General features: G+C 40.3%; 29 protein-coding genes. 26 read left to right on the forward strand and 3 right to left on the reverse strand.

Annotation, left to right across the window (positions count from 1 at the left end; all coding sequences use genetic code 11):
- Nucleotides 1-302 precede the first annotated feature (302 nt).
- From MHB43_RS07865 to MHB43_RS07880, 4 genes are all read left to right on the forward strand, one after another.
- Nucleotides 303-1,220 (forward strand): NAD(P)-dependent alcohol dehydrogenase, encoded by a 918-nt coding sequence (locus MHB43_RS07865; protein WP_405131663.1) that lies wholly within the window; start codon nt 303-305, stop codon nt 1,218-1,220.
- 542 nt (nt 1,221-1,762) lie between these two features.
- Nucleotides 1,763-2,092: a DUF3024 domain-containing protein gene (locus MHB43_RS07870; protein ID WP_339183077.1), complete on the forward strand. Its 330-nt coding sequence runs from the start codon at nt 1,763-1,765 to the stop codon at nt 2,090-2,092.
- Nucleotides 2,093-2,232: 140 nt separating this feature from the next.
- A complete protein-coding gene (locus MHB43_RS07875) occupies nt 2,233-2,877 on the forward strand; it encodes a DUF3885 domain-containing protein (protein WP_339183079.1) in 645 nt (214 codons plus the stop codon).
- A 77-nt stretch (nt 2,878-2,954) separates the two neighbouring features.
- The gene (locus MHB43_RS07880) at nt 2,955-3,434 is read left to right on the forward strand and encodes a hypothetical protein (protein ID WP_339183081.1); all 480 of its coding nucleotides are present in this window, start codon (nt 2,955-2,957) and stop codon (nt 3,432-3,434) included.
- A 69-nt stretch (nt 3,435-3,503) separates the two neighbouring features.
- On the opposite strand, the gene MHB43_RS07885 is transcribed toward MHB43_RS07880, so the two are convergent.
- The gene (locus MHB43_RS07885; RefSeq protein ID WP_405131664.1) at nt 3,504-4,106 is read right to left on the reverse strand and encodes a hypothetical protein; all 603 of its coding nucleotides are present in this window, start codon (nt 4,104-4,106) and stop codon (nt 3,504-3,506) included.
- A gap of 237 nt (nt 4,107-4,343) precedes the next feature.
- Here MHB43_RS07885 and MHB43_RS07890 point away from each other — a divergent pair, with 237 nt between their 5' ends.
- From MHB43_RS07890 to MHB43_RS07900, 3 genes are all read left to right on the forward strand, one after another.
- The gene (locus tag MHB43_RS07890) at nt 4,344-4,910 is read left to right on the forward strand and encodes a histidine phosphatase family protein (protein WP_339183086.1); all 567 of its coding nucleotides are present in this window, start codon (nt 4,344-4,346) and stop codon (nt 4,908-4,910) included.
- 87 nt (nt 4,911-4,997) lie between these two features.
- The gene (locus MHB43_RS07895; RefSeq protein WP_339183088.1) at nt 4,998-5,348 is read left to right on the forward strand and encodes a hypothetical protein; all 351 of its coding nucleotides are present in this window, start codon (nt 4,998-5,000) and stop codon (nt 5,346-5,348) included.
- 46 nt (nt 5,349-5,394) lie between these two features.
- Entirely contained in the window at nt 5,395-5,979 is a 585-nt protein-coding gene (locus MHB43_RS07900; protein WP_339183090.1) for a phosphotransferase-like protein, read from the forward strand.
- 50 nt (nt 5,980-6,029) lie between these two features.
- Here MHB43_RS07900 and MHB43_RS07905 read toward each other — a convergent pair whose 3' ends face one another.
- Nucleotides 6,030-6,401 (reverse strand): hypothetical protein, encoded by a 372-nt coding sequence (locus MHB43_RS07905; RefSeq protein ID WP_339183091.1) that lies wholly within the window; start codon nt 6,399-6,401, stop codon nt 6,030-6,032.
- 160 nt (nt 6,402-6,561) lie between these two features.
- On the opposite strand from MHB43_RS07905, the gene MHB43_RS07910 reads away from it, so the two are divergent.
- The 4 genes from MHB43_RS07910 to MHB43_RS07925 all read left to right on the forward strand — a co-directional run bounded on the left by MHB43_RS07910 (nt 6,562) and on the right by MHB43_RS07925 (nt 10,577).
- On the forward strand, nt 6,562-6,855 hold the full coding sequence (locus MHB43_RS07910; protein WP_339183092.1) for a hypothetical protein: 294 nt from the start codon (nt 6,562-6,564) through the stop codon (nt 6,853-6,855).
- 136 nt (nt 6,856-6,991) lie between these two features.
- Nucleotides 6,992-8,032: an iron-siderophore ABC transporter substrate-binding protein gene (locus MHB43_RS07915; RefSeq protein ID WP_339183095.1), complete on the forward strand. Its 1,041-nt coding sequence runs from the start codon at nt 6,992-6,994 to the stop codon at nt 8,030-8,032.
- 1 nt (nt 8,033) lies between these two features.
- Nucleotides 8,034-8,810 carry an IucA/IucC family C-terminal-domain containing protein gene (locus tag MHB43_RS07920; RefSeq protein WP_339183097.1) on the forward strand — a complete coding sequence of 259 codons (777 nt, stop codon included), beginning with the start codon at nt 8,034-8,036 and terminating at the stop codon, nt 8,808-8,810.
- A gap of 45 nt (nt 8,811-8,855) precedes the next feature.
- Nucleotides 8,856-10,577 carry a helix-turn-helix domain-containing protein gene (locus MHB43_RS07925; RefSeq protein WP_339183100.1) on the forward strand — a complete coding sequence of 574 codons (1,722 nt, stop codon included), beginning with the start codon at nt 8,856-8,858 and terminating at the stop codon, nt 10,575-10,577.
- Nucleotides 10,578-10,742: 165 nt separating this feature from the next.
- Here MHB43_RS07925 and MHB43_RS07930 read toward each other — a convergent pair whose 3' ends face one another.
- On the reverse strand, nt 10,743-11,063 hold the full coding sequence (locus MHB43_RS07930) for a hypothetical protein (RefSeq protein ID WP_347399431.1): 321 nt from the start codon (nt 11,061-11,063) through the stop codon (nt 10,743-10,745).
- 103 nt (nt 11,064-11,166) lie between these two features.
- Between MHB43_RS07930 and MHB43_RS07935 the strand changes: the two genes are divergently transcribed.
- The 15 genes from MHB43_RS07935 (at nt 11,167) to MHB43_RS08005 (ending at nt 25,146) form a co-directional block, all read left to right on the forward strand.
- On the forward strand, nt 11,167-12,555 hold the full coding sequence (locus MHB43_RS07935) for a lipase family protein (RefSeq protein ID WP_405131665.1): 1,389 nt from the start codon (nt 11,167-11,169) through the stop codon (nt 12,553-12,555).
- A gap of 1 nt (nt 12,556) precedes the next feature.
- A complete protein-coding gene (locus MHB43_RS07940; RefSeq protein ID WP_339183107.1) occupies nt 12,557-12,862 on the forward strand; it encodes a WXG100 family type VII secretion target in 306 nt (101 codons plus the stop codon).
- Nucleotides 12,863-13,270: 408 nt separating this feature from the next.
- The gene (locus MHB43_RS07945) at nt 13,271-13,876 is read left to right on the forward strand and encodes an oxidoreductase (RefSeq protein ID WP_405131666.1); all 606 of its coding nucleotides are present in this window, start codon (nt 13,271-13,273) and stop codon (nt 13,874-13,876) included.
- Nucleotides 13,877-14,097: 221 nt separating this feature from the next.
- Complete coding sequence (locus tag MHB43_RS07950) at nt 14,098-14,511, forward strand: hypothetical protein (protein WP_405131667.1); 414 nt, start codon at nt 14,098-14,100, stop codon at nt 14,509-14,511.
- A 129-nt stretch (nt 14,512-14,640) separates the two neighbouring features.
- Entirely contained in the window at nt 14,641-15,339 is a 699-nt protein-coding gene (locus MHB43_RS07955; protein WP_405131668.1) for a hypothetical protein, read from the forward strand.
- A 114-nt stretch (nt 15,340-15,453) separates the two neighbouring features.
- Nucleotides 15,454-15,762: a hypothetical protein gene (locus tag MHB43_RS07960; protein WP_221822563.1), complete on the forward strand. Its 309-nt coding sequence runs from the start codon at nt 15,454-15,456 to the stop codon at nt 15,760-15,762.
- A gap of 20 nt (nt 15,763-15,782) precedes the next feature.
- The gene (locus MHB43_RS07965; protein ID WP_405131669.1) at nt 15,783-16,262 is read left to right on the forward strand and encodes an SRPBCC family protein; all 480 of its coding nucleotides are present in this window, start codon (nt 15,783-15,785) and stop codon (nt 16,260-16,262) included.
- A 574-nt stretch (nt 16,263-16,836) separates the two neighbouring features.
- On the forward strand, nt 16,837-17,385 hold the full coding sequence (locus tag MHB43_RS07970; RefSeq protein WP_339183119.1) for an SMI1/KNR4 family protein: 549 nt from the start codon (nt 16,837-16,839) through the stop codon (nt 17,383-17,385).
- Between the two features lie 549 nt (nt 17,386-17,934).
- Nucleotides 17,935-18,339 carry a DUF4279 domain-containing protein gene (locus tag MHB43_RS07975; RefSeq protein ID WP_339183121.1) on the forward strand — a complete coding sequence of 135 codons (405 nt, stop codon included), beginning with the start codon at nt 17,935-17,937 and terminating at the stop codon, nt 18,337-18,339.
- Nucleotides 18,340-18,378: 39 nt separating this feature from the next.
- Nucleotides 18,379-18,609 (forward strand): hypothetical protein, encoded by a 231-nt coding sequence (locus tag MHB43_RS07980; protein WP_339183123.1) that lies wholly within the window; start codon nt 18,379-18,381, stop codon nt 18,607-18,609.
- A gap of 82 nt (nt 18,610-18,691) precedes the next feature.
- Nucleotides 18,692-19,327, forward strand: coding sequence for an AAA family ATPase (locus tag MHB43_RS07985; protein WP_339183125.1), 636 nt, complete (start codon nt 18,692-18,694; stop codon nt 19,325-19,327).
- Between the two features lie 103 nt (nt 19,328-19,430).
- Nucleotides 19,431-19,805 carry a hypothetical protein gene (locus MHB43_RS07990; RefSeq protein ID WP_339183127.1) on the forward strand — a complete coding sequence of 125 codons (375 nt, stop codon included), beginning with the start codon at nt 19,431-19,433 and terminating at the stop codon, nt 19,803-19,805.
- 110 nt (nt 19,806-19,915) lie between these two features.
- Nucleotides 19,916-21,715, forward strand: coding sequence for a serine hydrolase domain-containing protein (locus MHB43_RS07995; protein WP_339183129.1), 1,800 nt, complete (start codon nt 19,916-19,918; stop codon nt 21,713-21,715).
- Between the two features lie 488 nt (nt 21,716-22,203).
- The gene (locus MHB43_RS08000) at nt 22,204-23,829 is read left to right on the forward strand and encodes a serine hydrolase domain-containing protein (protein ID WP_339183134.1); all 1,626 of its coding nucleotides are present in this window, start codon (nt 22,204-22,206) and stop codon (nt 23,827-23,829) included.
- A 360-nt stretch (nt 23,830-24,189) separates the two neighbouring features.
- Complete coding sequence (locus MHB43_RS08005) at nt 24,190-25,146, forward strand: IS30 family transposase (protein WP_339183136.1); 957 nt, start codon at nt 24,190-24,192, stop codon at nt 25,144-25,146.
- The last annotated feature ends 322 nt before the right edge of the window (nt 25,147-25,468 follow it).

Consider the following 25,468-nt stretch of genomic DNA (forward strand, 5'->3'; position numbering starts at 1 on the left):
GCATCAATAATACGGTTATCGGTTCGAGATCATGGTACAGTTGAAAAAACGATCTTTTTTATCAAAGCTTGCGGTTGTTACTTGGGGATGTGATCTCAATGGATAGGATGATGGGAACAACATTTGGAAGATGAACGGGTTATTAGAATAGCACTAAAAACAGGCCCTGAAGCATATTTATTGAAGTCACATCAATCCCAAACATGGTTCAACCAATCGAACGTTAAAAGAGGCTCAACGGTATGGCTGCTGATGTATAAACAATGATCGAATCAGACAGAGAAACGCTAAGGAGGGTTCATATGAAAGCTGTGATTTGCACCAATTACGGACCGCCAGAAGTGCTACAGATGAAAGAGATGGAAAAGCCTAAACCGAAAGACGATGAGGTTTTAATTAAAGTTTTTGCAGCCACTGCACATATTGGTGATACCCGTATTCGAAGAGCTGATCCATTCTTGGTGAGACTTGTATTCGGCATGCTCAAGCCCAGGAAAAATTTAATACTTGGCCTGGAAATATCCGGTGTGATTGAGTCGGTAGGGAAAGACGTACAATCCTTTAAGGAAGGAGACAAGGTCTTTGGACTTACAGGGTTTTGTGGGGGTTATGCCGAATACATTTGTTTACCTGAAAAAGTGAAAAACGGAACCGGGGAAAAAAAAGGAATGATTGCAATAAAGCCCACCCTTTTATCCTACGAAGAAGCTGCGGTCGTTCCATCGGGAGCACTTACAGCTTTGAAAAATTTGCAAAAAGCAAAAATCAAGCCAGGTCAGAAAATATTGATCAATGGAGCATCCGGCAGCCTAGGGACGTATGCGATTCAACTTGCGAAATACTATGGGGCAGAAGTCACAGCGGTGTGCAGTAAAAGTAATTTTGGATTGGTAGAATCTATAGGAGCGGATAAAGTAATCGATTATACCGAAGAAGACTTTACGCAATCAGAAACGAAATACGATATCGTTTATGATGCCGTAATAAAAGCCAAACCCTCACAATGCCAAAAAATTCTAACACCCAATGGTGTTTTTCTAAACAACAGTCGACTTCCGAAAATGGAAGAAGCCGATTTACTTTTTCTCAAAGAGTTGATCGAGGAAAACAAACTAAAACCGATCATTGATCGAACCTATGCTTTGGATGAAATTGTGGAGGCCCACCGATATGTGGATACCGGGCGTAAGAGAGGCAATGTGGCAATAACGGTCAGATAGAATGAAGGATGTATATAGGAATCAGCTTTACGCTGAGGCCATGTTTTAGGGAAAAAGGTGCTGAAGATCGGCTGAGGAAAAGGTCAATCCCTGCGATACCACAGGGAGCGTAAAGCCACTGATCTATGGGGATGGATCTTATGCAGCATGAAGGGCATCAGGCGCAGTATTACATGCTGCTGCTGGGAGCGTAAAGCCGCTTCAATGTAAATGCAGCGTCTGGGGTTAGCTTGCATGGCCAATTGGCGACATGCAGCAGAGAGAAGCGCTACGACTATGCGGTCGTGGCGCTTTTATTGCATGCATCACGGCGTAGTCCACCGTAATGCTGCTGGAATGTTGAGCACCGCGGTTATTAAAACGCGGTGCAACCCTATGAGGTGCTGCACCCATTGTACGCAGCACCTCACCCTGACGCGGCTTGCCATTGTATAAGCCGCGCTCCGTTTTACCTTTTACATCACTAAAAGCATCATTTAGGTCTGAGAAAACATCGTGATATAATTAAACCAAAACCGATTAGGGCAGGAGAGCTATAGAAAATGGATGATTTTACTAAGAAGCGGATTCAAAAGATTATGGATAATTACACCCAAAATGCAGTACCCGAGCACGTGAAAAGCCAGATGAAGATAAGTTATAAAATCAGAGGAAAACATGTGACGTTGATTGAAGAAAGGCAAGCCTTTCGAAGCGAGCAATGGGTACAGATGCCGGTAGCACAGTTCAGATTGGATGAGAAGGCATGGAAAGTGTATTGGCAGGACAGTAAAGGCAGATGGCATTTCATCGATGATATCGAACCGAACGAAGATTTTGAAACACAACTCAAGATCGTTGACGAAGGTCATAACGGAATGTTCTGGAATTAATTTTTCGAAAAAAAGAGTTGGAGAGTTGAGTAAGATAATTAACATTAAAAGATATGAATGTCAAACTTGAAACCATTGAAGAGACCGATTCATTCTCTTTAGCTGGCATTCATCTTTAAAGAGAATTTGGAGGCCACAGAATGGATCTGAAGACGTACCTGGCAGAGCATTTTCCAAACCTGACTTTAGAACCGCCTCTTTTTTATAATTGGGATGTTGCAATACGATTCGAACTTGGCAATCCTCTGATGTTTGAAATGAATACGGAGCATTACATGGAACAAGTTTATCATCGATCACTTGAATTATTTAAGGCTCTTCATAATCAAGAAGATGAAGTTCTATTAATAACTCAAGCTTATTTTGCAGATAAGCCTAAACACAAAGTGAAGAAATTGAACCTGTATAGAAAATATATCAAGAAGAAAGAGCCGATTAGAGCCTTGAGACTTGAGATACTTTCAGGTTTGGATTGTGAACCGGATGAAATCCCAGACCCAAGGAACAACATGTATAGGTACTGGACTAAATGTAGAGTTGAGGACTTGAAATATAATCAGTTAATCAGAGCTATATGTAATCATGATGTTGGAATTAAGCCAACGATTTATCATAGGGTGTATCTCATTAATATAAATAAGAAAACGATATTTCATATCTATGATGATAGAGGTTGTGATGTTATTTCAGCATCAAGAGAAGCTCTAACGGATATCTATACAGAATATTACGATTGGATTTTAGATTATGATAGAGACAGAATTAACAATGTATTTCTAGGATAATGATATTGATCGCGCAGGGATAATGTATTATTTGAAACACAGGTTTTAAGGGCTTTCCGATGTAAGGAGTTAGGATTATGGATAAAAAAGAAAAGAAGTTACTCATTGTTATGATTGTACTTGCTGTAGTTGTATTAGGAGTTATATGGTACCTGAAAGTAGGCTATCTATTAAGGAAACCGGAGATGCCCGAAGCAAATATTGCAATTCAGACCCAAATGGTGGATGGCGGTAAGATCAGTTTACGAAATGCTGATTACACGGAAAATCAAATCAAGGTTGGATATGAAGTGAGAGGGTTCAGCTTGGAGGAATATAATATTGCTTGTGAGCTTTATCGTGACGGACATTTGATTTCAACTTCTGGCTCAACAGGTGGAGGTTTGATAGAACTGGACGAAAAGCATTATTACTTCATCGGTTATGAGAATATAACTGAGATGACTTTGCCTGAATCTATACATCTAAACGTGGAGATTAAAGTGATACCCAATGATTACAGACAAAAATCGATAACTTCATCCTTTGACGTAAGCCTAGATAAAGAAGTGCAATAGATAGAAGAGGACTGCTATTACCGGTGATTAAGACAACTGTTAAAGGGATGAGTGTTGTATGATAAAACCTTAATTCAAATGGTACTTCTCCATAACGGAATCACGGAAAGTTTCGTATTTTGATAACGCTTGTGCAGTGGAGGATTGAGGCACACTATATTGAGTTATCCCTTCAAGGCTGAATTTGCCTAAGTTATCATTGATTAATCCATAATTACCAAAGGAATTTTTCATCAAAAAGAGCACACTTTGATCACCCTTCTGCAGTTCTACATAGTCATCGACTGTATATTTGACGTCTCCTTCGAGGTTAACGGGTTCAATGATTGTCAATTCGTTCTGATCTGAAGGGTAATCGTCAGGCTTCTTCAATATCTTTTCAATCTTGATGTTTGTGTTGGTGTGAAAGGATTGCATGGTCCCATCATCAAATGCAGTAATAACATGCTCTCGATCTCTGAAATCTTCTATTGCATAACCAATAACGATCAGTTCAGCGAATGCATCCAGCTTATCTATTTCATGAAATGTTAAAGAATTGGCTGAAAGGTTGACGACGTGATGAATGGGCACGTCCGGTTTCGATTGACCATTTACGTAAGCGATTGCAACAGCAGAGATAGCCAATATGAGTAAAGAGACTAGTACAACCTTCCTTTTGAAAAAAGACATGATCTCATCCTCTCCGTCAGATTTAACTTCTTTTGAAAACATCTTGCTTCATTTCTACTATACACATATCTGAAAATTATTGTAAATTAAATGTCTAACAGAATATCAATCCTGAATTAATTCAGAATCTAAAATATGGTGGCACCTTTCATTGATTTTGGAACGGAAAGACAAAATATGTTGAAGGACCTAAAGTGTGACCATAAATTTTGATACAAGAAATTCAAGGAGGGTCCTATGAAGACCATCGTTTATATGGTTAGGCATGCGGAGTCACCGTATACGGAAGGAACGGAAAGAACGAGGGGACTTACCCTGCAGGGCAAGATGAATGCAGAACGAATAACGGAAATATTAAAGAATGAAGGAATACATGCCATTGTCTCAAGTCCTTATGCCAGGGCTATTCTAACCTTAGAAGGTGTGGCAGCAGCGTTAGGATTAGATATTCAGATCATGGAGGATCTGCGGGAAAGACATTTTTCAGATGATATGATTGCGGATGAAGAGTTCGAGCCTGCTTCGAAGAAGATGTTTGATGACCCGGATTATGCATTGCCAGGAGGGGAGTCGAACACGGTTTGTCAGAATAGAGCAGTGGGCGTGTTGAAACAGATTTTAGAAGAATACAAGGGTGAAAAAGTGGCGATCGGCACACACGGACATGTACTGACGTTGATGATGAACTACTTTGATTCGAGTTACGGATTGGATTTTATGAATCAAACCAAAAAACCGGACATTTATCGATTACAATATGACGAGATGGAATTAGAGAACGTGACAAGGCTATGGGGCGAATAGTGTGAAAGTGAATAGGCTAGAACGCTTGTTCATAATTTTAGTTACAGGTAAAGTATAGATATATTTGAATTCTAAGGGGTGACTCCAATGACGTTACAAAACTTGTTTCATCAAAAACCAACGAAGTTATGGAATGAAAGAATGGTTAAACACGGAGATGAGCTTTTCACAGAAGAGAGATTACTCATGTCTGATCAAGCCCTGGATACATATTTGCACCAATTAATAGCATTACAAGAAACGAAAGATTTTGAGCGCATGATCAAGGCTGTAGAAGAAGTTGTGGTTAGGTTTAATGAAATGAATGAGGCCAATGGTTACTTTATTGAAACGATGGAACGTGAAGAATTGGCTGATTTTATAGACAAGGCGGTTAGGCTGGCTGGATTAGACATTCAGGAGAATGAAGATATTACGGAAGAATGGAGAGAGTGGTAATTCGGCTGAATAGCGTTTTCCAATTTTATAGATAAGGGTGATCAATATGGAACGAGGACTCATTATATTTTTGAACGGAACGTCAAGTTCGGGGAAGACAAGCATTGCGATGGAAATGAAAAATCAGGGAGAGGTTCCGTTTCACCATCTATCTGTAGATCAATTTCTGCATAACTATGATCAATTCATCGATACTACATATCCAGATATGAAACCAACAAGAGAAGTGGAACACCAAGTGATGACAGATATCCTGTTCGACCCTATCAATTCATTGTACTGTGCAACCATTAAGCTGTTTTCGGAAATGGGTTTGAATGTCATCTTGGATACGGTCATCAGCAATGACAAGTGGTTTAATGATTTTTATGAGTTACTATCGGATTATCCGATATTGTTTGTAGGCGTGCAGTGCTCAAAAGAAGAACTCACCAGAAGAGAGCAGAGCAGGGGAGATCGAGAGATTGGACTTGCCCATTCCCAGTTCGACTACATCTACTCCTATGATGAATATGATCTGGAAGTGAATACGGAAGAGCTTAGTGCAGCTGCATGTGCGGAAGAGATATTAAGTTATATGAAGTCTGATCAGGAATACTCGGCATTTAAGAAGTTAAGTAGAAGAGACTAAGAGACTGCTGCTGATTGCGTCAGATCAAATGATATCCATTCCAATGAAAGTTAGGGATTTGGCCAAATCTTTTTCTTAGAGTTGCCAGGACCTAATAAGTAGATTTCATCAACACTCCCATAAGTATTAGAAAATGAAATTGTGAAGTCTTTACTACCACCGATAGGAAGTTTACTACCTTTAATCTGAATGAAAAGTGAATTGTTATGATGTGAGAGGTAGTAGCCGTGATATCTGCTAATACTGTCTGCAAATCCACCTTGTATAGTAATAAGCTCAGGAGAAACTTCAGTTCTTGTAACCATTGTCTCGTTAGGATCGACAACCTTGTTCAACATATAAAATCCAATGATAAAAGGAATAACAACAATAATAACTGCGCTAACAATAATGCTATACTTCATGTTTGGTCGCATATTCATTATTCACCTCATAATTAGATGATATGAATCGATGTCTCAATACTCATTGGGCATCGATTTATTGTATTTAATCAGAACAGAATTCTACATTTAGAAATATTAGGCTCATTTAAATAATATACTAATTCATTTTTTTTGTAGAGATAGGTGGAGGTTACCGATGGAAATAAACGCTATGAATCCGGAAGATCATATCCAATACATGTTACAGTCAATCATTGAAAAGACACAATCCATTATCAACGATACTGGTAAACAATCCTTCGGCTCTTTAGATTATTTCTTGGAGCACATTATAGCGTATCGGGATGAACAACAATACATGTCTAACGAGTGGCATATCCGCACACCGCGCTGGCTAGGGGAGTATGGAAATACGCCAGAAGAAGAAGAGCTTCTTTCAGACATTTACCGACTGCAAGCGTATATCGCTGAGACATTAAAGGGCGGATAAGCGGCTTACGATGTCGCATTAGTCCGGCTCAAATGTCGCAAAAGTACATGGTAACGCGATGCGGAGATCGTTTATACTCTCTTTATGTTTCGATAATGAAAATCATTATCAGTATTATACATAAGGGGGATTCATCATGAATCAAGGAACAAGGAGGCAGGCTGCCGGAAGCAAGGCATATACTGCTCACAAATCACGATTATTCATGGGCTTGATGTTAGCCCTTATTCTTGTCCTGACGGCTTGCGGTGCTGGAACAGGTACAGATAGCGGCAATCCGTCTGCGGTAACGCCAGCGGAGAAACCTGCGAGTGCAGAAACACAGACAGACGTGGCTTTTCCCGTAACGATCACACACATGAAGGGTGACATTACTCTAAACGAAAAACCGAAGAGAATTGCAATTCTTGATGTTAAGTTCTTGGATCAGATGTTAGCGATTGGCGAGAAGCCAGCAGGAAGTGTTATTGCAGGAGGGAATACCGATTTTCCAGAATATTTAGGAGACCAACCGAATGGCGTAGAAGTTCTGGGTACACGGGACGAGCCTAACCTGGAAGCGATTGTAGCACTCGACCCAGATCTGATCATCATGACCGACTTTCAAGAGAAGCAATATGAGGGTGTAAGTAAAATTGCTCCTACCCTGGTACTCGATTTCTACGAAGACTGGCGGGATACGTTAGCTACAGTGGCTAAGATTACAGACAAGCAGGACGAGGCAGAGAAAGTGCGTACAGCGTATGAAGAGAAAATCGCCGGGCTGAAGACAAAATTGTCAGAGAAGCTGGGTGATGAAACGGTGGCGATCATTCGTCCACGAAAAGAAGGAATTCGTGTTCACGGTATTGAGCACCGCATTGGCGGTATTATGTACAATGACTTGGGGCTGAAGATGCCTGCTTTGGTACAGGAGATTAATGAAGATGGTTCCGTTGAAATCTCGATGGAGAAGGTTCCTGACATTGGGGCAGATCGTTATTTTGTGCTGTCGGATGAGCTGTTTGCGGCAGAGGCAGAGGCTATGGTGAGTAATCCCGTGTGGAAGTCCCTTGATGCTGTGAAAAATAACCGCACGTATGACGTAAACTCAACACTTTGGATTGCATATTACGGACCTCTTGCGATTAATCTTATTGTAGATCAGGCATCGGAAGCCCTGCTCGGATCGAATTAATATGAACCCATATCTCTCGACAGACTTATGGAAAGAGACAGTGGAGGATCATTCGATCTTGCTCGGTGAACCGCCTGAACATAGTGTCCGTACCATTGCTCTAAGTGAGCTGCATGACGAAGCGGCATGCCGAGAGTACATCAGTTGGTTACAGGAGTACATCGATGCGCCTGACATGAAGGTTGCTGCTTCGATGTTAGCCAAGCGTATCGGTTATCTGTGGACAGCTCCGCTGGTGACCGCGATGACTTTTCATCATCAGCATGTGACGTTTCAGCTGGAAAACAGTTATCTCTATCATCCGGCCCTCTCAGATCATGAGGGCGGTACAAGGTTTCCTTTTCTATCGGTGAATGGACTTCAGGCTGAAGGACTAACGGGAGACAGGGCAGCGTGGCGGGAAAAGATGCTCGAGGAGATTTTTGCGGGACAGCTTACACCCCTGTTAAAGACGCTTGCTGCGATTGCGCCTCTTTCGATGAGTATTCTCTGGGAGAATATCATGGTACGTATCGGCCGACTATTCGCTCCTGATGAAGCCGAGACTGAGCAGGAAAGTAAGATCATTCGAGAGGACTTTTCATATCTGACGCAGGTGGCATCCGGGGAAGTGTTTGGTGAGAGGAAGAATCCGTTAACCCGCTTCACCGATTGTAAGGACAATGTGCATGTTGCCAAAAGCGAGCGGATTACCTGCTGTTTCTATTACCAGATGTCAGGCGAATATTGTCTCAAATGTCCGAAAATTGACAATGAGAAAGAATCTCAACTAAAATGACAACAGCAACAACTTTACCTTTGCTATTGTCAGGAGATGAGAAAAATGCCGCTGCAAGAACAGACAAGTCTATGGAGTGATACAACGATCAAGATGCTTGATGGGTATAGCGGTACTTTGCAGACAGGCAGCGTTTTACACGAAACGGATTTAACTTCAAATGTGCTGCTGCTGGCATATGGAGGGGAAGGGGAGCTTGCAATGAATGGCGAGGATAGCCACATTGGAGCTTCTTTTGCCTGTCATGTGGTGAAGGGATCATCCTTTACGCTGACGGCCAGATCAGAGGACATTCATTATATTGTTATTATGTACAAGGCTTCTTCCATAGAGGGAGCCTCTCTTGTTGTGCCTTCATATCGCAAGCATCCGCTGCGCAGGTCATTTGTTCAAAACTCGGCAGCCCATGCGGAATGGATCGAAAATGCCGAAAAAATCGTTGCCAAATGGCGCCGCGGTGAAGGACTGGAACGTTTTTATGCCAACGCTTTGCTCCAAGGAATGATCTACGAGCTGATCATGGCGTATGAACGTGGTCAAGGGGGAGCGGAGTCCGACATGGTGGATGTAGTCGCTTCTTATATCACATCGCACTATCGTCAAAACTTGGAGCTAAAAGAGCTGGCAGCCCTAGCGGGCTGTAGTGTAAGACAGCTGCAGCGACGATTCAAACAAGAGAAGCATCTTGGACCGATGGAATACGTCATTCAGCTGCGTATGGAAAGTGCCTCACGCATGCTGCGTCATACGGATGCTTCCATCGGTGAAATTGCAGAAAAAATGGGCTATCGCGATATGTATTACTTCAGTAGGGCATTTAAAAAATATAATGGTGTCCCACCGCTACATTACCGGCATGCCGCCGCTTCGAGAAGAGATGCAGATTATGCGAATGCTTTGCTGCAAAATCGCAAAGCTTCTTCCTATCAATCAGCCGAAGGCCCGGTCATCTGCCATAAGCGCGGGGAGTACACCGTCACCGAAATACCACAGCGTATCGCTGTCCTCGATGTGCAATATGCTGATCATTTGCTTGCACTGGGCTTGTCTCCGGTAGGGAGTGTCGGATTAGGAAGTACCGTGTTAACGTTCCCTCAATCACTCCGGTCAGGACTCCAGCATACAGCATTACTTGGTACGTATGAATACCCCGATCTCCCGGCGGTAGAGCGACTTGCGCCGGATCTGATTATCTGCACCGAGGTTCATGAGCAGTATCTTGAACGGTTAGGTAGGATCGCTCCAGTGCTGATGTTCAAGCGTAATGAAAACTGGCAGACCATCCTGAGTCTATTCGGTGAACTGACAGACAAGCGAGCAGAGGCCAAGCAGATTATCGCGAATTATCATCGCCGAACAGCTTTGCTATCCGAGGAATTGTCCTCTGTACTGGCAGGAAAAAGTGTGGCATTGATTCGTCCACTCGATTCCCTCGTGCGCGTCCATTCTGCTGCTCATCGCACAGGCGCTGTGTTATACCGGGATCTGGGGTTGCCCGTTCCGTTGTTTGTAGCAGATACTTCCGACACGGCCTATCATATCTCGGTTGAGAGATTACCGGCTGTACAAGCTAGCCACTACTTTTTGCTGAGTAATGAGTTTATGCAAGATGGAATATCTGCCACAGAGCAACGTGTCTGGGGGATGCTTGATACGGATGAGCGACAGCAAATACACTCCGTAGATGCCGCGACATGGATCGGTTGTTATGGGCCGATAGGTGTTAAGGGGATTGTGGATCAGATCGAGCAGGCGTTGTTGGGATGAGGGGGAGTTCTGATGTGACTCCTCTATTTCTGTATCATTTGTTTCTTCATTTTATTGTTGTGGGGAACGTTGACAGAAGTAATTGACGAAAGATACAATCCATATATTCCCTATAATTTCAAAAGTGTTTATATCGATTGATCGTTTTAAAATAACTTCAACCCTCTATTTGGAATTTGATTTTTTGGATATACCTTCAGGAAGCGATAGTGTCTTAATACTTAAAGGATCGTAGTTCACGAAAACAAATACCTTCTTTTTCTTATCGCCTTCAATGTAGCCGTGGAGGCCTAACGACTTGCTTAAATCGGGAGGAGAGAATCTATACTCCGTAAAACGAACGGTTTCACCGTACTTTTCGAGAATATAATTTGCAGCGAACTTCTCGGCGGAGGATACAATCATCTTTTCCTCTTTGGAGGCACATGCTCCAAGCAAGAGAGATGAGATAATTAAGATTACAAACAGGAAGAAAGGTTTTCTCAAAAGGGACACCTCTACTTTCATATACTGGTATTAATATACTATAAAGATTGAATTATCACTAGTTTACATAATCATATTGAAATGTTCAATTCAGGAGGTACTTATGCGGAACGATTACATTAGCGATGAGTTGTATAAGGAAATATCTGACTTAGCCTACCAGAAAAACGTTACTGCTGGAACATCCCTTACGGAGGAGGGTGATTATGCACAATGGAAGGTCATTGAACCTGAAGGTGCTAAGCTCCACAATAAAGTGTCGGTTTTTGATTCCGTCATCCTCCACAACAATCAGACGAATCAGATTGTCATCGGTTACCGCGGAACGGAGCCAGATGGGAGCTGGCTTGGTAGAGCGGCCGATTACGAAACAGATGTGTTCGATGTTTTAGGTGGACGTACCAGAGAACTGGAGGATGCCGTAACTGATCCTAATCATCATAACATTTTCAAGAAAAGTTTTATTCAATCCATTAAGGACGATATCGATTGGGAGAACAACCAATTTCATCAGGCGGAAGTACTTTATGAACAAGTCAAAGCAAAATATCCTGACGAAAGTATCTCTCTTACGGGACATTCGCTTGGAGGTGGTTTAGCGCAATATGTGGCAGCGCGACAGGATTTGTCGGCCATGACATACAGTGCTCCGAGTGTAACCAATCTGCTGGACGATGCAAGCTTGGCGAAAGTGAACGAAGGTTACTATGATAAAAAAGTGGTGAACATCGTTCAGCCAAACGATTCAGTAGGTGCAGGAGGACTTTTTGAATATGACAGACATGTTGGCAGCACGTACTACAAAGGCCAGGATTTTGACTCGGCCAATGCGATGTACCAAAACTGGAGGCTGCAATTCCAGCTCATGGTGCCGATTCGTCCGATGGGGCCCAGCGGCCCATTAGTCACATACAATTTCCCAATTGATATCGATCTGGACAAGTTTCAGGTCGGTAATATTGTTCGATTGATGGACTCGTTTTCCAAAAAAGAAGGCAAGGGATATCACTCGATGAACCAGTATCAGTTTGATGAACAGGGTAACTTGGTCGGTCCACTTATCGATCGCGCAACAGGAAAACAAATTGACATCTCACCACGCTGGAATGCTTATCAGGAATCACGGATGGCTTTGTCAAACCTCGTTGGCGGGTTGGTGGCCCCCTTGATTGCGGCTGCATCCAATGGAAAGTCAGGTCAAGGTGGTGTCACAATCCGACTAACGCCGGAGGAATTGGCACAGGCAGCCAAGGAAATGCGCTTTAGTCTGAGCGGGTTTTCCAATGATGCACAAGCTTCCATCCGAATGTTCGAGGCTTATACTTCCACAAGTGAAAGCCATTCCTTCACGTCAATCGCTTACGAAGCTACGGCGACACTGGAACGAATTAACCGTTGGTATCAGGAATCCATCAGCGAGATTGCCGAGTACATTGAACGCAAGCACGAAGATTTCGTTCAAGCAGACCAGTTCTTAACGGGAGGTAATTGACATGGGAAGAATATCGGTATCTTTATCCGATCTGAGAAGAGCCGTTCAGCAATGTGAGCAGTTGCAGAAGCGCTTAGTGCAGCAGGAGCAGAAGATGCGTTCATTACATAGTAGACTCGAGCAAGATTGGGCAGGAAATGCTGCCACAACGCTAGGATTCAAAATGCAATCTTTCCTGAACGGGACATCCAGCCGAATGGATGAATTGGAGACGCATAAAGAAGCATTGCGACGATACATTCACAGGATGGAGGAAGCTGACCGTTTGGACTTCAGAGACCGGAGGGAGCACAGCATGCTGAGCTGAGATATTCGAACAGTGGTATGCAGATTCTGCTGCAACAAAGATCGGCACAGGGTTGTAATGTAGAAAGCCTGAATGTCAATCCACGAAGTTATGACATTCAGATGATGTGGCGAAGCGATACGCTCTACCTTTTTTAAAGTTGATAGGTTCCAAATGCATCGGAAGGTCTTCGGATTCCCTATGGGATGAAGAAGGACCTTTTTGTTTTATTACTATAATGAAAGGTTCCACTGCGTACTCGCATTCTGTAAAACCCTGCATATATTCATCGTATTTAAAGCTCATTGGATCGATTGGATAAGGGGTTGAGTAAACTAATAAATCTCCTTTATTCGCCAATTTCCTTTCGTAAATGTAACAATATGGGTTATCATATACGTAGTTCAGGCACTAGTAAGAGGTGATTCAATGAGAAAAAATGCTGCAATAATTGTATTAATAGTTGGATTGATAATAAGCATGTACTTCAACTATCAATTCAAAGCGTACAAAGACAATCAAGAAGTTGAATACACGGTTAAACTAAATCATGGAACTGAAATTGGTATAAAAGAATCAATCTATAATTTAGATAATGTGATAAAAAGCTTAGAGGACGACTCTTCGAAGGAAACAGTCATACATGCCTTAGGAAATGTGGCGGTAACTTTGAAAGTTGGTGAAGAATCATTTGTATTTCTGAATTCCGACTTCAAGGAAGCTCAATTATCATCAACCGATTTAATCTATAATGTGTTTAAAGATATGTATACGTATATAAGTGTTAAAATCACAGACGACATTTTATCGAATAAGATATCGCTAGAAAAAGAATCGAGAAATCAACTGATTAAGGATATTGGAGTGCTTAAACGAGATTTGGAGTATATCGATAGTCAATTTAACGAGGATATTCTGAAAGAACAAAGTCCTAAGTGGATTGAAAACAAATGGAAAGAGTTAATTGGAGAGATTGTAAATAGAAATGCGGATTATAAGTTATATGAAAGAATGAAAACGAAATATAATTTATAAGTATTTCTTGTAAGGAAATTAATATCTTAATAACAACATATCTACGCCGTGTTGCTTTCACTTCTTGGTCTATAGAGGATATTCGAAGAAATGGAGTCAGCAGGTACCCCTGCGCTACCTTACTGAATTACGGCAAGTCGCTGGACTCTTGAGGTAGTGAGGGGTTTGTAAATACAAGAACACCTTGCGAGATTATCAATAAAACTTTTTGGGGAGAACTGATGAAACCATTACAAATTATCAAAATGCCTCCATACTTTAAGATTCTAAATTGTAATATCACCGAGGTTCTAGATGGATTATTAATAGAAGATAATTCTATTTTATTTTTAGACATTTACCATGAAGAAGATCTCGATACCTACTTATCTAAAAATAAAGTATTAAAGTTAGATAATGTGATACAAATAATCGATAACTCCAATAAGATGAGTTTTATGCCATATATCAAATCCAAGAAAGATTTTAATCAATATAGGTATCAAGACTGGGACTTTTCTTGTATTGTCTTTGATAAAAATTTAAAGAGTCTTTTCTACATAAGAGGGATAGAGGACGCAGGAGAGAACGGAATTAGAATAAAAGAAATGGAGCCAAACTTATATAATAAATATTTTTTAAATTATCAAGAATAGAAAGTAACTCTTACGCAGACGAGAGTTGCATATGAAGTAATTTAAAGAGATATTGATAGATTATATGGTATAACGATGCAGTTACTGCTGACTCACTAAGTGAAGTGAAAGACTATAAGGAGGGACATCATGAAGCTTTTTCGTGGAAAAGAAGCCTTAATTCAAGGGACTGATCTTATAAAACCTTCAATATATACGCCTCTTGGAACAATTGAACTTTCTCTTGTTGTCTTCAGCGAATGTTATCTTCCTACTCACTGTTCTCAGCTCAAACATGGCGGATCACTATACCAGTATTACTACGACTCGTTTGATTGCGAGTTAGTGCTCTGTAATCTGAACCATAATCTTTTTTCACCTCAGGAAGTAGAGGAATGCTGGGGAGCCGTATTTAGAATCAAACCCAATGCATATCATCAGATAAGCACTTGTAGCTTTTCTGCTTTGTGGAAAGAGGGATACAGCTGGGAAGATTACGGATCTGACACGGGAGAAAATCTTGAAGCTGTCGAATATGAGAATGAACAGTATCGCTTACACATAGGAACCCAAGAAGAACCACTGATAATGGGAAAAAGAAACCAAGGTGATATGATTCCTAAATCTCTTGCTTTGAACTCTGCTTTTGAGAAGTATAGTTTTGTCTTACATTCTGATCAAGACATTGAAGTATCTATGACAGAGATTGATTCCCACCAGATATGCACATTTTTTAATAGCGTGGAAGAGAAAAATAGAAGAGGATATTTCTACTTGGTTAGCTGTAGATCAGCCTACGAAAGAAATCTTAAAGGGAGAAGATATTTGGTAAACGATAAACGAAAATAGTATATAAAGAACAAGAGATACATCCTTGATCAAGTAGTGGGAGAAGTGTGGTACTTTACCTATATATATAGGATAAATTTTGATATACGTCTAAGGTAGAAGGAGAGAATGTAAATGAACAACATAAACTCTCATAATTGCAATCTAAATATAAGATATGACCTGCCTGATGAGGTGTGGGCTAAAGTTTCTAAAGTATATGAGCGGATGCCAGGGTGGATTGGTTATAAAAGTGGAATTCCGTATTGGTTTGGAACTGAAGAGGATGATGTTTTCATTGAAGCATCCGTTGAGCCTAGTGGATTATCATTTTATGCACAGATGAATAACGATGATTGGACTTCATGGATAGAAACGTTCAAGTTGGAAGCGTCAAAAATATTAGGTTTCGATGTTGGTGAACCTGAAGATGGATATATGTGATGAAAAAGGAGGATGAACAGGTGAATGAATATGGTGCATTACTTGAGTCAAACGGTCGTTATGCTTTGAGGTTTGAACGATTTCTTCATCAAAATCCAGAAGATGTTTTCCTTGTGATCACGAAGCCTAGTTCCTTCGCCCGATGGTACCCTTTCGCAACAGGAGAGATGGATCTGAGAATTGGTGGCAGGATTGCCTTCGATGATGGTGAAGGAACGACATATGAGGGGACCATTACAGAGTTAGAAAAGCCATATGTATTTGGTTTCCGTGAAGTTGATGATCTGATTAACATTTCATTGCAGAAAGAAGATAAAGGGTGTCGAATGATCTTTACCCATACGTTTAACGATGATTCATGGGCAGTGAATACCGCTGCGGGATGGCATAGGTGTTTGGATGTATTGGTTCAAATTATCAATGGTAAGCCCATTCAGTGGCACGATAACTCAATTGAGTTGCGTAAAATCTATAGTGAATTATTCAAGATAAAAGATTAACAGAATTAAAAAAGTTATTTCAATATAACACCTTACCACAACGTTGATCAGCATAGTGGGGTGTTCTCGTGACTAAGGATTCGTGTATACAGATTAGTTATCTGAGACCGACAAGATGGGGAGGAAATAAAGATGATACTAGGACTATACAGAATCAAGGGATTAATTACGCTATAGACTGTAATCGATTAGATGCGATAATATTTCCTGGTTATATTTGGGGATATATGCGCGAAAGCAGGTCATCCGTCTATTGCCATTCCAGTGTTTAATTCGTATAGCTATTCTTTCCAATAACGAACGAAGCATCGCAAAAACCAGTATTCAGCTACCGTGATACGATAATTAACGATAACTACAGATGAGGGTATCAAAGAATACGATGACATCCGATAACACAGCATTCCTACTGTGGGCATACGCCCTTGATCGCTAAAAAGGATTTTCAAGCGGGTTATTAAGGCGATACATTCAAACAGCTAAGTCTAACGACCCGTTCCCTACGGTCACTTAAGCTGCTTGAACGTCAGAAATGCCAAACGTTATACAAAATTGCCGAAAGGATTGATGGACGTTGATTCAAGGAGAATTAATTTATAAAACAATAGACTCTTTAAAGAAAAGATTAGAAAATAATAAATTACTAGAACTACAACTTCATGAAGGTTATTTAACTCAAGCTACCTGTCAGTTTAATGAAGCAGCAGATGAAAGTGATTTATTGGAATTCCAAAGGAAGTTAGGGTATAAACTTCCCAATGATTATCTTAACTTTTTGAAGATAACCAATGGTTGTTCATTATTTGACCATCCGCAATACGGTGGAGAATCATATTTATATAAGTGGCAGGGTATTGAAGAATCAACGTACGAGGAACCAACTGATGGGTACTTAAAGATAGCCTATATATATCAAGATAATATAATAATTGATCTGAAAGCATATAACCAAGGCTCAAATAATTACTTAAAGGTTAAGGGGCACATAGATCATTTTCATGAGTCGAGACCCTTGAATATGAACTTCGAGTTGTGGTTCGAACGATTTATTATCAGTCAAGGAGATAAGTTTTGGGAATGGTCAATATATACGGCAGAAAATTATTATAGATTAAGAGGATAAAATATTGAAGGAAATTTCTGAGGAGTACTTTCAAACTAGAGGATTCGTGAATACAGGAATGTTATGTGGAATTGTATTGAAAGAGTTGGAGTAGGTGAGTTCAGTGGTGGAGAGGAAATTTAAAAGTCATTTTTTTTATATTGTTCTACTGTCAGTTCCATTTGTAGTAGGAGAGATTTTACTTTTATTAAAATATCCTAACACCGGATTAGGCAGGATTATAAGCTTGCCCATGACCTTTATGATGAATGGTGTGATTATTCTGATCTCATCTAGTTTAGTTTATTATTTGCTTAAATACACCAGACTTAGAGTTGTTGGGCGAGTTATTCTAGGATTAACGATATGTTTAACACTTATCGTAACAGTGTGGTTGTATCCACAGGATTCATCCAAACATATTTCAAAAACCATAGTAGAAGATATTAAGAATTTATGGATTAAATGAGGAATTCGCTTGGTATATATTTTCTGATTAATTATTATTTCTAAAGAATCCATACATCAATTCTTAAAGAGGTGAATCTCCTGAAAGACAAAACCGAAGTAATGGCCTATTTTAGTTTGTTTGGAGATGAATTCGATCCGAATCATGTAACTTCAATACTTAAAATTGAACCTACAAATACGGCTTATAAAGGCGATATAATCAACAAAAAGCAGCGAATAAAAGAAACATCTTGGACATTAGGTACGGATTATGAAGAATCATTAGATGTAAATCACCAATTAACAAAAGTAGTCGATGTATTAAGAAACAAAGTAAAAGAGATCAATTCGATTCGGATTGAACATCGATTAAGTACGAAATTTTTCATTGTAATAAGAATAGTAGAGGGGAAAACTCCTGCTCTTTATTTCGATTCTGATTTTATTGAATTTGTTAATATGATTCATGCTGAAATTGATGTTGATTTGTATGCAAATCCATATAATGATGAAAAATTGGAATAAGAAAATAAAGTTGTTTTCCTTAAAGGAGGATCTTAAATAATGAGAAAACGACATTCTATTGAAAAAGCGGAGTGGTCAGAAACAAGAGAGAACCAGTATCACAAAGACTGCAAGGATATGGTATTTGCATTTGGCGATAGACTCATTGAAGTGGATGGCACGGTTTATTTGAAACGAAAAGAAGTCCCAATTAAGGTAATAAAACCTCTTAAACGAAAAACATTTTGGTATGAAACATGGCTAAGGATCAAAGAAATCTACAATACATAGTCTAATATAAATTCAACATGATCGCTTAAGAGCCAGTGAAGGTTGATTAATCATTTGGTGAGTAATATCTGGAGGTAATTGAATGACGATAATTTGTCTCGAAGGTGCCAGTTCTGTAGGTAAAAGTACTACTTGTCAGCAGTTCGCTACACAATATGATGCATTTATTGTTCCAGAAACAGGGTTCCTTTTTGAATCTCCTCAACTTGAAGGTAAGGAACTTATGATGTGGTTACTGGAGAGACAAATCGATAGATGGCATATAGCATATGAGAAGAATCAACAACATGAGTATGTGATTTTGGATGGCGATGTATTTAAGATTTGGTACAGCTGGATATATGGTTCTGAGCACCTATCTTTAGATGAGACAGCGAACTTTTTTAGAGAGAAGTTATTGGAGAATGAAATATCATTACCGGATGCTTATGTACTATTCTGGGCAGAAGAAGATGAACTGCGCAAGCGAAAGGAGATGGATCAGACAAGATCTAGAAGAAATTTTGATAAACATCTACGCATGATTGAACCTCAAATGAGATACTTCCATTATCTTAATGAACTGGTACCAGGATATGTGGGGATTCATAAAGCAGAGACTGTAGCAGATAATATACATCATATTGTAAAGCATAGCGAGACATTACCGGACATAAAAAAACGCGAGAGCGAGATCTTTGATAGAGTAATTGATTTTTACAAGAGTACAACTCCTTAATCTTAGTGTGGCTTTTGATATCAGATCTCACAGCTACTCTAGCTGTGTCTTGGAACTGAACAAATACTGCGAACCAAGGAAAAAGAAATATGCGAGGTGAGTTATGGGCGTAAGAAAAAAATATAAACGTAAAATCGTTCGCTCCAATCGATTATTTTATTGGTATGTTGAACCGGATATTGACGATGAAGGGATAATCAAATTACATATCGTTTCTGAGGATAAGAAGTTAATCGTCACTTATGAAGTGGGACAACACAGTATTAGGAACAAGACTCCATTTATAGTCATCATCGGAGAAGAATTCGAAGGCTGGACAACAGAATATATAGGATTCAGAAGAGTACTCACACCGAAATGGAGCGATGAGATCATCACGCCAAAATTGATAGGTGAAATCATTGATTGGTGCCTCTTGAAAGATAAAGAAACAAAAGTCGTTAATTGGAAAGGTGAAATTCTCCCACTTCTCTCCTGAATGGAGTGTAATTACATTGGAGAAATAAATTAGATTCGTGGACTCTTTTGAAAACGTATACGTGGAAACAAGATTATGTAATCAATATTTAAATAAAAGGAGAGTAACTAATGCAGATTAATCGTGGATATCACACTGTTAACAAAGTAATCGCTTGTGTTCTGTCATTCATATTTATCATTATGGCAATAGCGGTACCTGCTCACGCTGAAGAGAAACAGGTTGAGACTACACCATCCAGGATTCCTTTATCCAAGTTAGAGGAAACGATTGATGCTTATGTTGCCTCGTATGAGAAGTACACCGCTGCCGTTTCGGTTGTGGCTATTAAAGATGGTGAAACCATTGTGAATAAGGCATATGGTTACGCAGATATTGAGAATCAGCGAAAGGCGGATACCTCTACTGTGTTTGAATGGGCTTCCATCTCGAAACTGTTGGTCTATACGAGTGTGATGCAGCTTGTTGAACAAGGCAAGCTTGATTTGGAGACGGATATCCAAGAATATCTCCCAGAGGGATTCTTCAAAAAGCTGAAATACGATGAACCGATTACCCTATTGAACCTGATGCATCACAATGCGGGTTGGGAAGATCAAACAGTGACCGAAGTGTATTATTACGAAGAAAATAAAAATTATAATTTAGGAGAAACGTTGCGTAAAAATGAACCGAAACAAATCTATAAACCGAATAGCGTTGTCGGTTATTCAAACTATGGCGTTGGACTAGCTGGTTACATCGTGGAAGTGGTAAGTGGCCAACCTTATTATGAATATGTTAATCAACATATTTTTGAACCTCTTCGTATGAACGACACTACGGTTCATCCAACAGGGCAAGATCGTCCAGACCTTGTGCAAAGAAGGAATGAGGTTGAAGGGTATTCGAAAGATTTGAAACTGATCCCTGAGAACAGAGTATACGTAACGTTCTATCCTACAGGGGCAGCTATCGGGACAGCAGAAGATTTAGGGAAATTCCTTGCAGCGCTGATGCCTGTCGATGATAGCCATGTATTATTTGCGAAGAGGGATACGTTAGACGCAATGTTGTCAACAAGTCTGTATTATGACGGGACTTCGATTCCGCGATTTGCGCATGGGTTCGTTGAGATGGAATACTGGGTACCTTCACTGATGCACGAGGGGAATCTGAAAGGGTTCTCAAGTAAAGTTGTCTTTGATCCCGCATCTAAATTTGGGATGGTCGTCATGACAAACCAGTCTTTTGAGGAAATTTATTATTATGGACTTATTAAAGAAATTTTCGGTGATAACGTCAATTCTAATATCATTACTTCGGAGGGAGGAGGATATTTTCAATCCACACGACGGCCTGCCTCTAGATTTACCGATTTATTCAGGCAACTTGATATAACAAAATTTTCAAAAGCTGAGTTAAGTAGTCTTTATAATGTGGTCGAGCATAATGGCGTTGTTGAGAAAATTTCCTTCACTCCTTACATGGATTACTTGCCTGTATCGAATTTGAAGGTGAACTTGATTGTAATATCTTTTATTCCTGTCATACTAGCCATCCTTTTCAGTGTGACTGCTTTGCTCGTCTATTGTATCCGGATGCTACTTTACAAACTAAATAAACGAGGAAATCCTCGGATAGATTTTAATAAATATCATCTTGCAATTAATGTTGCAGGTGCGGTACTTCCTCTTAACCTTTTAATCATACACACAAGACTTCCAAATTATCCCGCTCATTCTTCGATACGAATTAATTTAATGTTTAATCTACTTTATGTGGTTCTAGCAGTGGTGTATCTTGGTTTGCTTATGTATAAACTGCGTAAGAACAGTTATAGCAAAAAGCAAAAGGTGATGTACATTATGTCTGGCATCTCGGCGTTCATCTTGGCTGCTTTTATTGTGGGATGGAATTTGTATGTTTAGAGTGTTGTAGAAAATACAATGTCCTATAGAATAGGAGTTCAATCTATATTGAATATCGGGTACATGGAAAGAATAATTCGCCTGAATGGATACTGGGATATTTCTGCAAATGACTGGGATGAGTGGTCTGGTTTTACTGAAGAACAAATCAAAAGCAAGACTGATAACTCGGAGAACGACAAATTATCTTAGTAAGCGCTACTTAACAAAGGAACGTTGTCTGAATTCTATAAAACTTATAGATCCATGAAATGAGTGATCTTATGAACATATATAATGAGATTACAGTTATTTTTAATGTTAAAGGAGATTAGCTAATGCAAATAGATCGAAGGCATCGCTATGCTAACAAATTGGTCGCCTGTGTTCTGTTATTCGTGTTTCTCATTATGGCATGCGGGGTACCTGTCTATGCTGAGATAGAGAAAGTGGAGACTACGCCTTCCAGAATTCCGTTGTCTTCGCTAGAGGAGACGATCGATTCCTATGTGGCTACGCATGAGAAAAACACCGCTGCCGTTTCAATTGTGGCTATCAAGAACGGGGAAACGATTTATAGTAAGGCCTATGGCTATGCAGATATTGAGCAACAGAGAAAGGCGGACAGCTCTACTGTTTTTGAATGGGGTTCCGTCACTAAACTGTTGGTCTGGACGAGTGTAATGCAGCTTGTCGAGCAGGGAAAGCTTGATCTACATACTAATATTCAGGAATATCTACCGAAAGGGTTTCTAAAGAAGCTGGAGTATGATGCCCCCATTACGCTATTAGATCTTATGAATCATCAAGCGGGTTGGGAGGATAGGATGCTTGAGTTATGGTATCTATCCGAGAAGCAAGTTATGGATCTGGGAGAAACATTGCAAAAATTTGAACCAAGACAGATCTATGAACCGAGGAGTGTATTTGCTTATTCAAACTATGGTGTTGCTATGGCTGCCTACATCGTAGAAGTGCAGAGCGGACAACCTTTTTACGAATACGTGAATGAACATATATTTAAACCACTGGATATGAAAGAAACTACGATTCATCCGTCACATCAAGATCGTCCAGACCTCGTGCTGAGAAGGGATCAGATTCAAGGCTATACTGCTAATGCCGAACTCATCCCCAAAACCAAAGTATACATGAACATATATCCTGCAGGAGGTGCCATGGGCACCGCAGAAGATGCAGCAAAATTCCTAGCAGCCCTGATGCCAATCAATCGTGGTAATTTATTATTCAAGAACAAAGAAACCTTAAACGAAATGCTGTCAACCAGTCTGTATTATGATGGAACTTCTATCCCTCGAATCGCACATGGATTCATTGAGGTAGAGTACTGGACACCTGCACTGGAACACGGTGGGAATACATTGGGGTTTTCGAATAAATTGATCTTTGATCCTAAATCTAATTTTGGGTTAGTGGTGATGACCAACCAGTTCGAAGAAGAGGTATATTGTTTCGGTCTTGTCCAGAAATTGTTTGGGGATAATTACAGCTCTAGCTCTGTAACCTCTGGAAATGATGGATATTATCTCACTACACGACGTTCCGGTTCTGGATTTACGAAGCTCTATTCGATTCTCTTGCTGAAAAAGTATTCCACATTTGATCTTAGTAACTTCACCAATGTTGTTGAGAAAGATGGTGTCGTTGAGAAGGTCTCCTTTACTTACAATGATTATGTACGTGTATCAAGCTCAACGATGATCTGGATCATTGCCTCTTTAATAGCTCTTGCAATAGCCATCGTATTCAATTTGAGAGCTGTGATTGGCTATTTTATCCGATTATGTTTTTACAGATTAAAAAAATGGGAAAGACCCGGGACAGGGTTTGATAAATATCATGTTGCCATTAATATTGCAGGTCTGGCATTCCTACTGAATACTACAGTACTAGCCATGCGAGCATTGAGTTTAAACGCCTCTTATTCTTCATTACGAATTCATCTCATCTTTAACCTGATTTATGTGATTCTAGCTTTAGCATATCTTGTCTTGCTAATCTACAAACTGTGGAAGATAAGTTACAGCAAAAAGCGAAAGGTTGTATATATCATGACTGGAGTGTCGGCTTTCCTATTTGCTGCTTTTATTGTAGGATGGGATTTGTACTTTTAGAAGGGCACTCATGAAGATGTATTGGAGTGAAAGACAGCAGTTCCTCATCGGGGACCGCTGTCTTTGTGTTTATATTCTCTTTGGCTTTTGAAGAAACTGTAAATGACCACTAGAATATTCAATAATAATAGACCTATATATCCATCTGTTAACTTTGTACGTTCAATCCACTTGTTCACTAACTCTCCAGAGAGAGCTTGTTTTCCTAAATATTTATTTATATCATTCGGATGGATTTCATCTATATGACGGATTGTAATATGAAGTGCGACACCTACTGGATAAATAAAAAATGGCCCATGGCCGGATTCGTGTAGAATGAAGTCACCACAACACCATTCACACAAGGAGAATCCAACCATGAGCTACAGACATCTTAGCATAATCGAACGTAGCAAGCTAGAAGTCCTCCACAGACAAGGTAGAAGCTCAAGAGCCATTGCGAAAGAACTGGGTAGGCATCCATCGACGATTTGTCGTGAGTTAGATCGGGTGACTTCATCACATCCTTATCAGGCAGAACAAGCTCAGAATGCTTATGAGGAGCGTCGTAAGGCCTCAGTCTCTCCCGGGAATTGGTCCGATGCCTTGGCTGCTTCACTGGAGGAAAAATTGGAGGCAACGTGGTCTCCGGAACAAATCACCGAACGTTTCCGCATCGAAGGGCGGGATGCAGTCTCTTTCAAAACCATCTATCGCTGGATCTATGCAGGGCGCCTGGTTCGAGGCGTATTACAGGTTCTTCGGCATAAGGGGAAGCGTCAGAAACCCACAGAAACGCGCGGTAAATTCGCTATTGGAAGGACTATTTCAGATCGCCCAAAAGAAGTCCGTTCCCGTGAAACATTTGGGCACTGGGAGCTGGATACCGTTGTATCGGGTCGTGGGAAAAGTAAAGGCTGTGTAGCGACGTTGATTGAACGCAAGACACGTTTATATACTGCTGTTCTCATGCCTGATCGCACCGCTTTGTCGATGGAGATTGCGCTCGGTGTAGCGATCTCACAGTATCCCACGGGAACCTTCCTCACAGCCACGGCTGACCGAGGCAAGGAGTTTGCATGCTATGCCCATCTGGAAACCACCCATAACCTACACGTTTATTTCGCTGATCCATATTCATCCTGGCAACGTGGTTCCAACGAGAATGCGAATGGATTGCTTCGAGAGTTTTTTCCTAAAGGTACCGATCTCGCGAGGGTTTATGATGATGATCTCGCCCATTCACTCGATCTAATAAATCACAGACCACGAAAATGCTTAGGTTGGAAGACCGCTCACGAATCTTTCGCAGAAGAACTGTCGCACTTGGTTTGACAATCCGTCATATATATAAGTGGAAACTCCATGCTGTTGGAAGAAGCAGCTAGCGGCGGATAGAACTCTACCCATTTCTGACCTGCCCATCGATCATACTTATAATGAAAGTCTGCGCTGGATTCAAGATTATCCCACCTGAGAAAACCCAATATGATTAGAATACTAAGTGTAAAGATGCTAAATATTAACTTCTTGTTATTCAAATATACCCCATCCTTAAGTGTGTACTACTAACAATATCACTGTGTGAAAACAATTTTATCATCCGTGTATATTCTATCAGCATTTTCCGTTATCTGTAAGTAAATTAATTCAATGA

It is taken from the genome of Paenibacillus sp. FSL H8-0317, from assembly GCF_045040685.1.
GTDB lineage: Bacteria > Bacillota > Bacilli > Paenibacillales > Paenibacillaceae > Paenibacillus.

Coding starts and splice junctions, on each gene's coding strand:
- MHB43_RS07915 (WP_339183095.1), top strand. CDS start 6,992: ATGAATCAAGGAACAAGGAGGCAGGCTGCCGGAAGCAAGGCATATACT.
- MHB43_RS07940 (WP_339183107.1), top strand. CDS start 12,557: ATGGGAAGAATATCGGTATCTTTATCCGATCTGAGAAGAGCCGTTCAG.
- MHB43_RS07875 (WP_339183079.1), top strand. CDS start 2,233: ATGGATCTGAAGACGTACCTGGCAGAGCATTTTCCAAACCTGACTTTA.
- MHB43_RS07880 (WP_339183081.1), top strand. CDS start 2,955: ATGGATAAAAAAGAAAAGAAGTTACTCATTGTTATGATTGTACTTGCT.
- MHB43_RS07885 (WP_405131664.1), bottom strand. CDS start 4,106: ATGTCTTTTTTCAAAAGGAAGGTTGTACTAGTCTCTTTACTCATATTG.
- MHB43_RS07920 (WP_339183097.1), top strand. CDS start 8,034: ATGAACCCATATCTCTCGACAGACTTATGGAAAGAGACAGTGGAGGAT.
- MHB43_RS07935 (WP_405131665.1), top strand. CDS start 11,167: ATGCGGAACGATTACATTAGCGATGAGTTGTATAAGGAAATATCTGAC.
- MHB43_RS07945 (WP_405131666.1), top strand. CDS start 13,271: ATGAGAAAAAATGCTGCAATAATTGTATTAATAGTTGGATTGATAATA.
- MHB43_RS07895 (WP_339183088.1), top strand. CDS start 4,998: ATGACGTTACAAAACTTGTTTCATCAAAAACCAACGAAGTTATGGAAT.
- MHB43_RS07995 (WP_339183129.1), top strand. CDS start 19,916: ATGCAGATTAATCGTGGATATCACACTGTTAACAAAGTAATCGCTTGT.
- MHB43_RS07865 (WP_405131663.1), top strand. CDS start 303: ATGAAAGCTGTGATTTGCACCAATTACGGACCGCCAGAAGTGCTACAG.
- MHB43_RS07870 (WP_339183077.1), top strand. CDS start 1,763: ATGGATGATTTTACTAAGAAGCGGATTCAAAAGATTATGGATAATTAC.
- MHB43_RS07960 (WP_221822563.1), top strand. CDS start 15,454: ATGAACAACATAAACTCTCATAATTGCAATCTAAATATAAGATATGAC.
- MHB43_RS07905 (WP_339183091.1), bottom strand. CDS start 6,401: ATGAATATGCGACCAAACATGAAGTATAGCATTATTGTTAGCGCAGTT.
- MHB43_RS07910 (WP_339183092.1), top strand. CDS start 6,562: ATGGAAATAAACGCTATGAATCCGGAAGATCATATCCAATACATGTTA.
- MHB43_RS07925 (WP_339183100.1), top strand. CDS start 8,856: ATGCCGCTGCAAGAACAGACAAGTCTATGGAGTGATACAACGATCAAG.
- MHB43_RS07980 (WP_339183123.1), top strand. CDS start 18,379: ATGAGAAAACGACATTCTATTGAAAAAGCGGAGTGGTCAGAAACAAGA.
- MHB43_RS07900 (WP_339183090.1), top strand. CDS start 5,395: ATGGAACGAGGACTCATTATATTTTTGAACGGAACGTCAAGTTCGGGG.
- MHB43_RS07975 (WP_339183121.1), top strand. CDS start 17,935: ATGGCCTATTTTAGTTTGTTTGGAGATGAATTCGATCCGAATCATGTA.
- MHB43_RS07890 (WP_339183086.1), top strand. CDS start 4,344: ATGAAGACCATCGTTTATATGGTTAGGCATGCGGAGTCACCGTATACG.
- MHB43_RS07955 (WP_405131668.1), top strand. CDS start 14,641: ATGAAGCTTTTTCGTGGAAAAGAAGCCTTAATTCAAGGGACTGATCTT.
- MHB43_RS08005 (WP_339183136.1), top strand. CDS start 24,190: ATGAGCTACAGACATCTTAGCATAATCGAACGTAGCAAGCTAGAAGTC.
- MHB43_RS07990 (WP_339183127.1), top strand. CDS start 19,431: ATGGGCGTAAGAAAAAAATATAAACGTAAAATCGTTCGCTCCAATCGA.
- MHB43_RS07950 (WP_405131667.1), top strand. CDS start 14,098: ATGAAACCATTACAAATTATCAAAATGCCTCCATACTTTAAGATTCTA.
- MHB43_RS07985 (WP_339183125.1), top strand. CDS start 18,692: ATGACGATAATTTGTCTCGAAGGTGCCAGTTCTGTAGGTAAAAGTACT.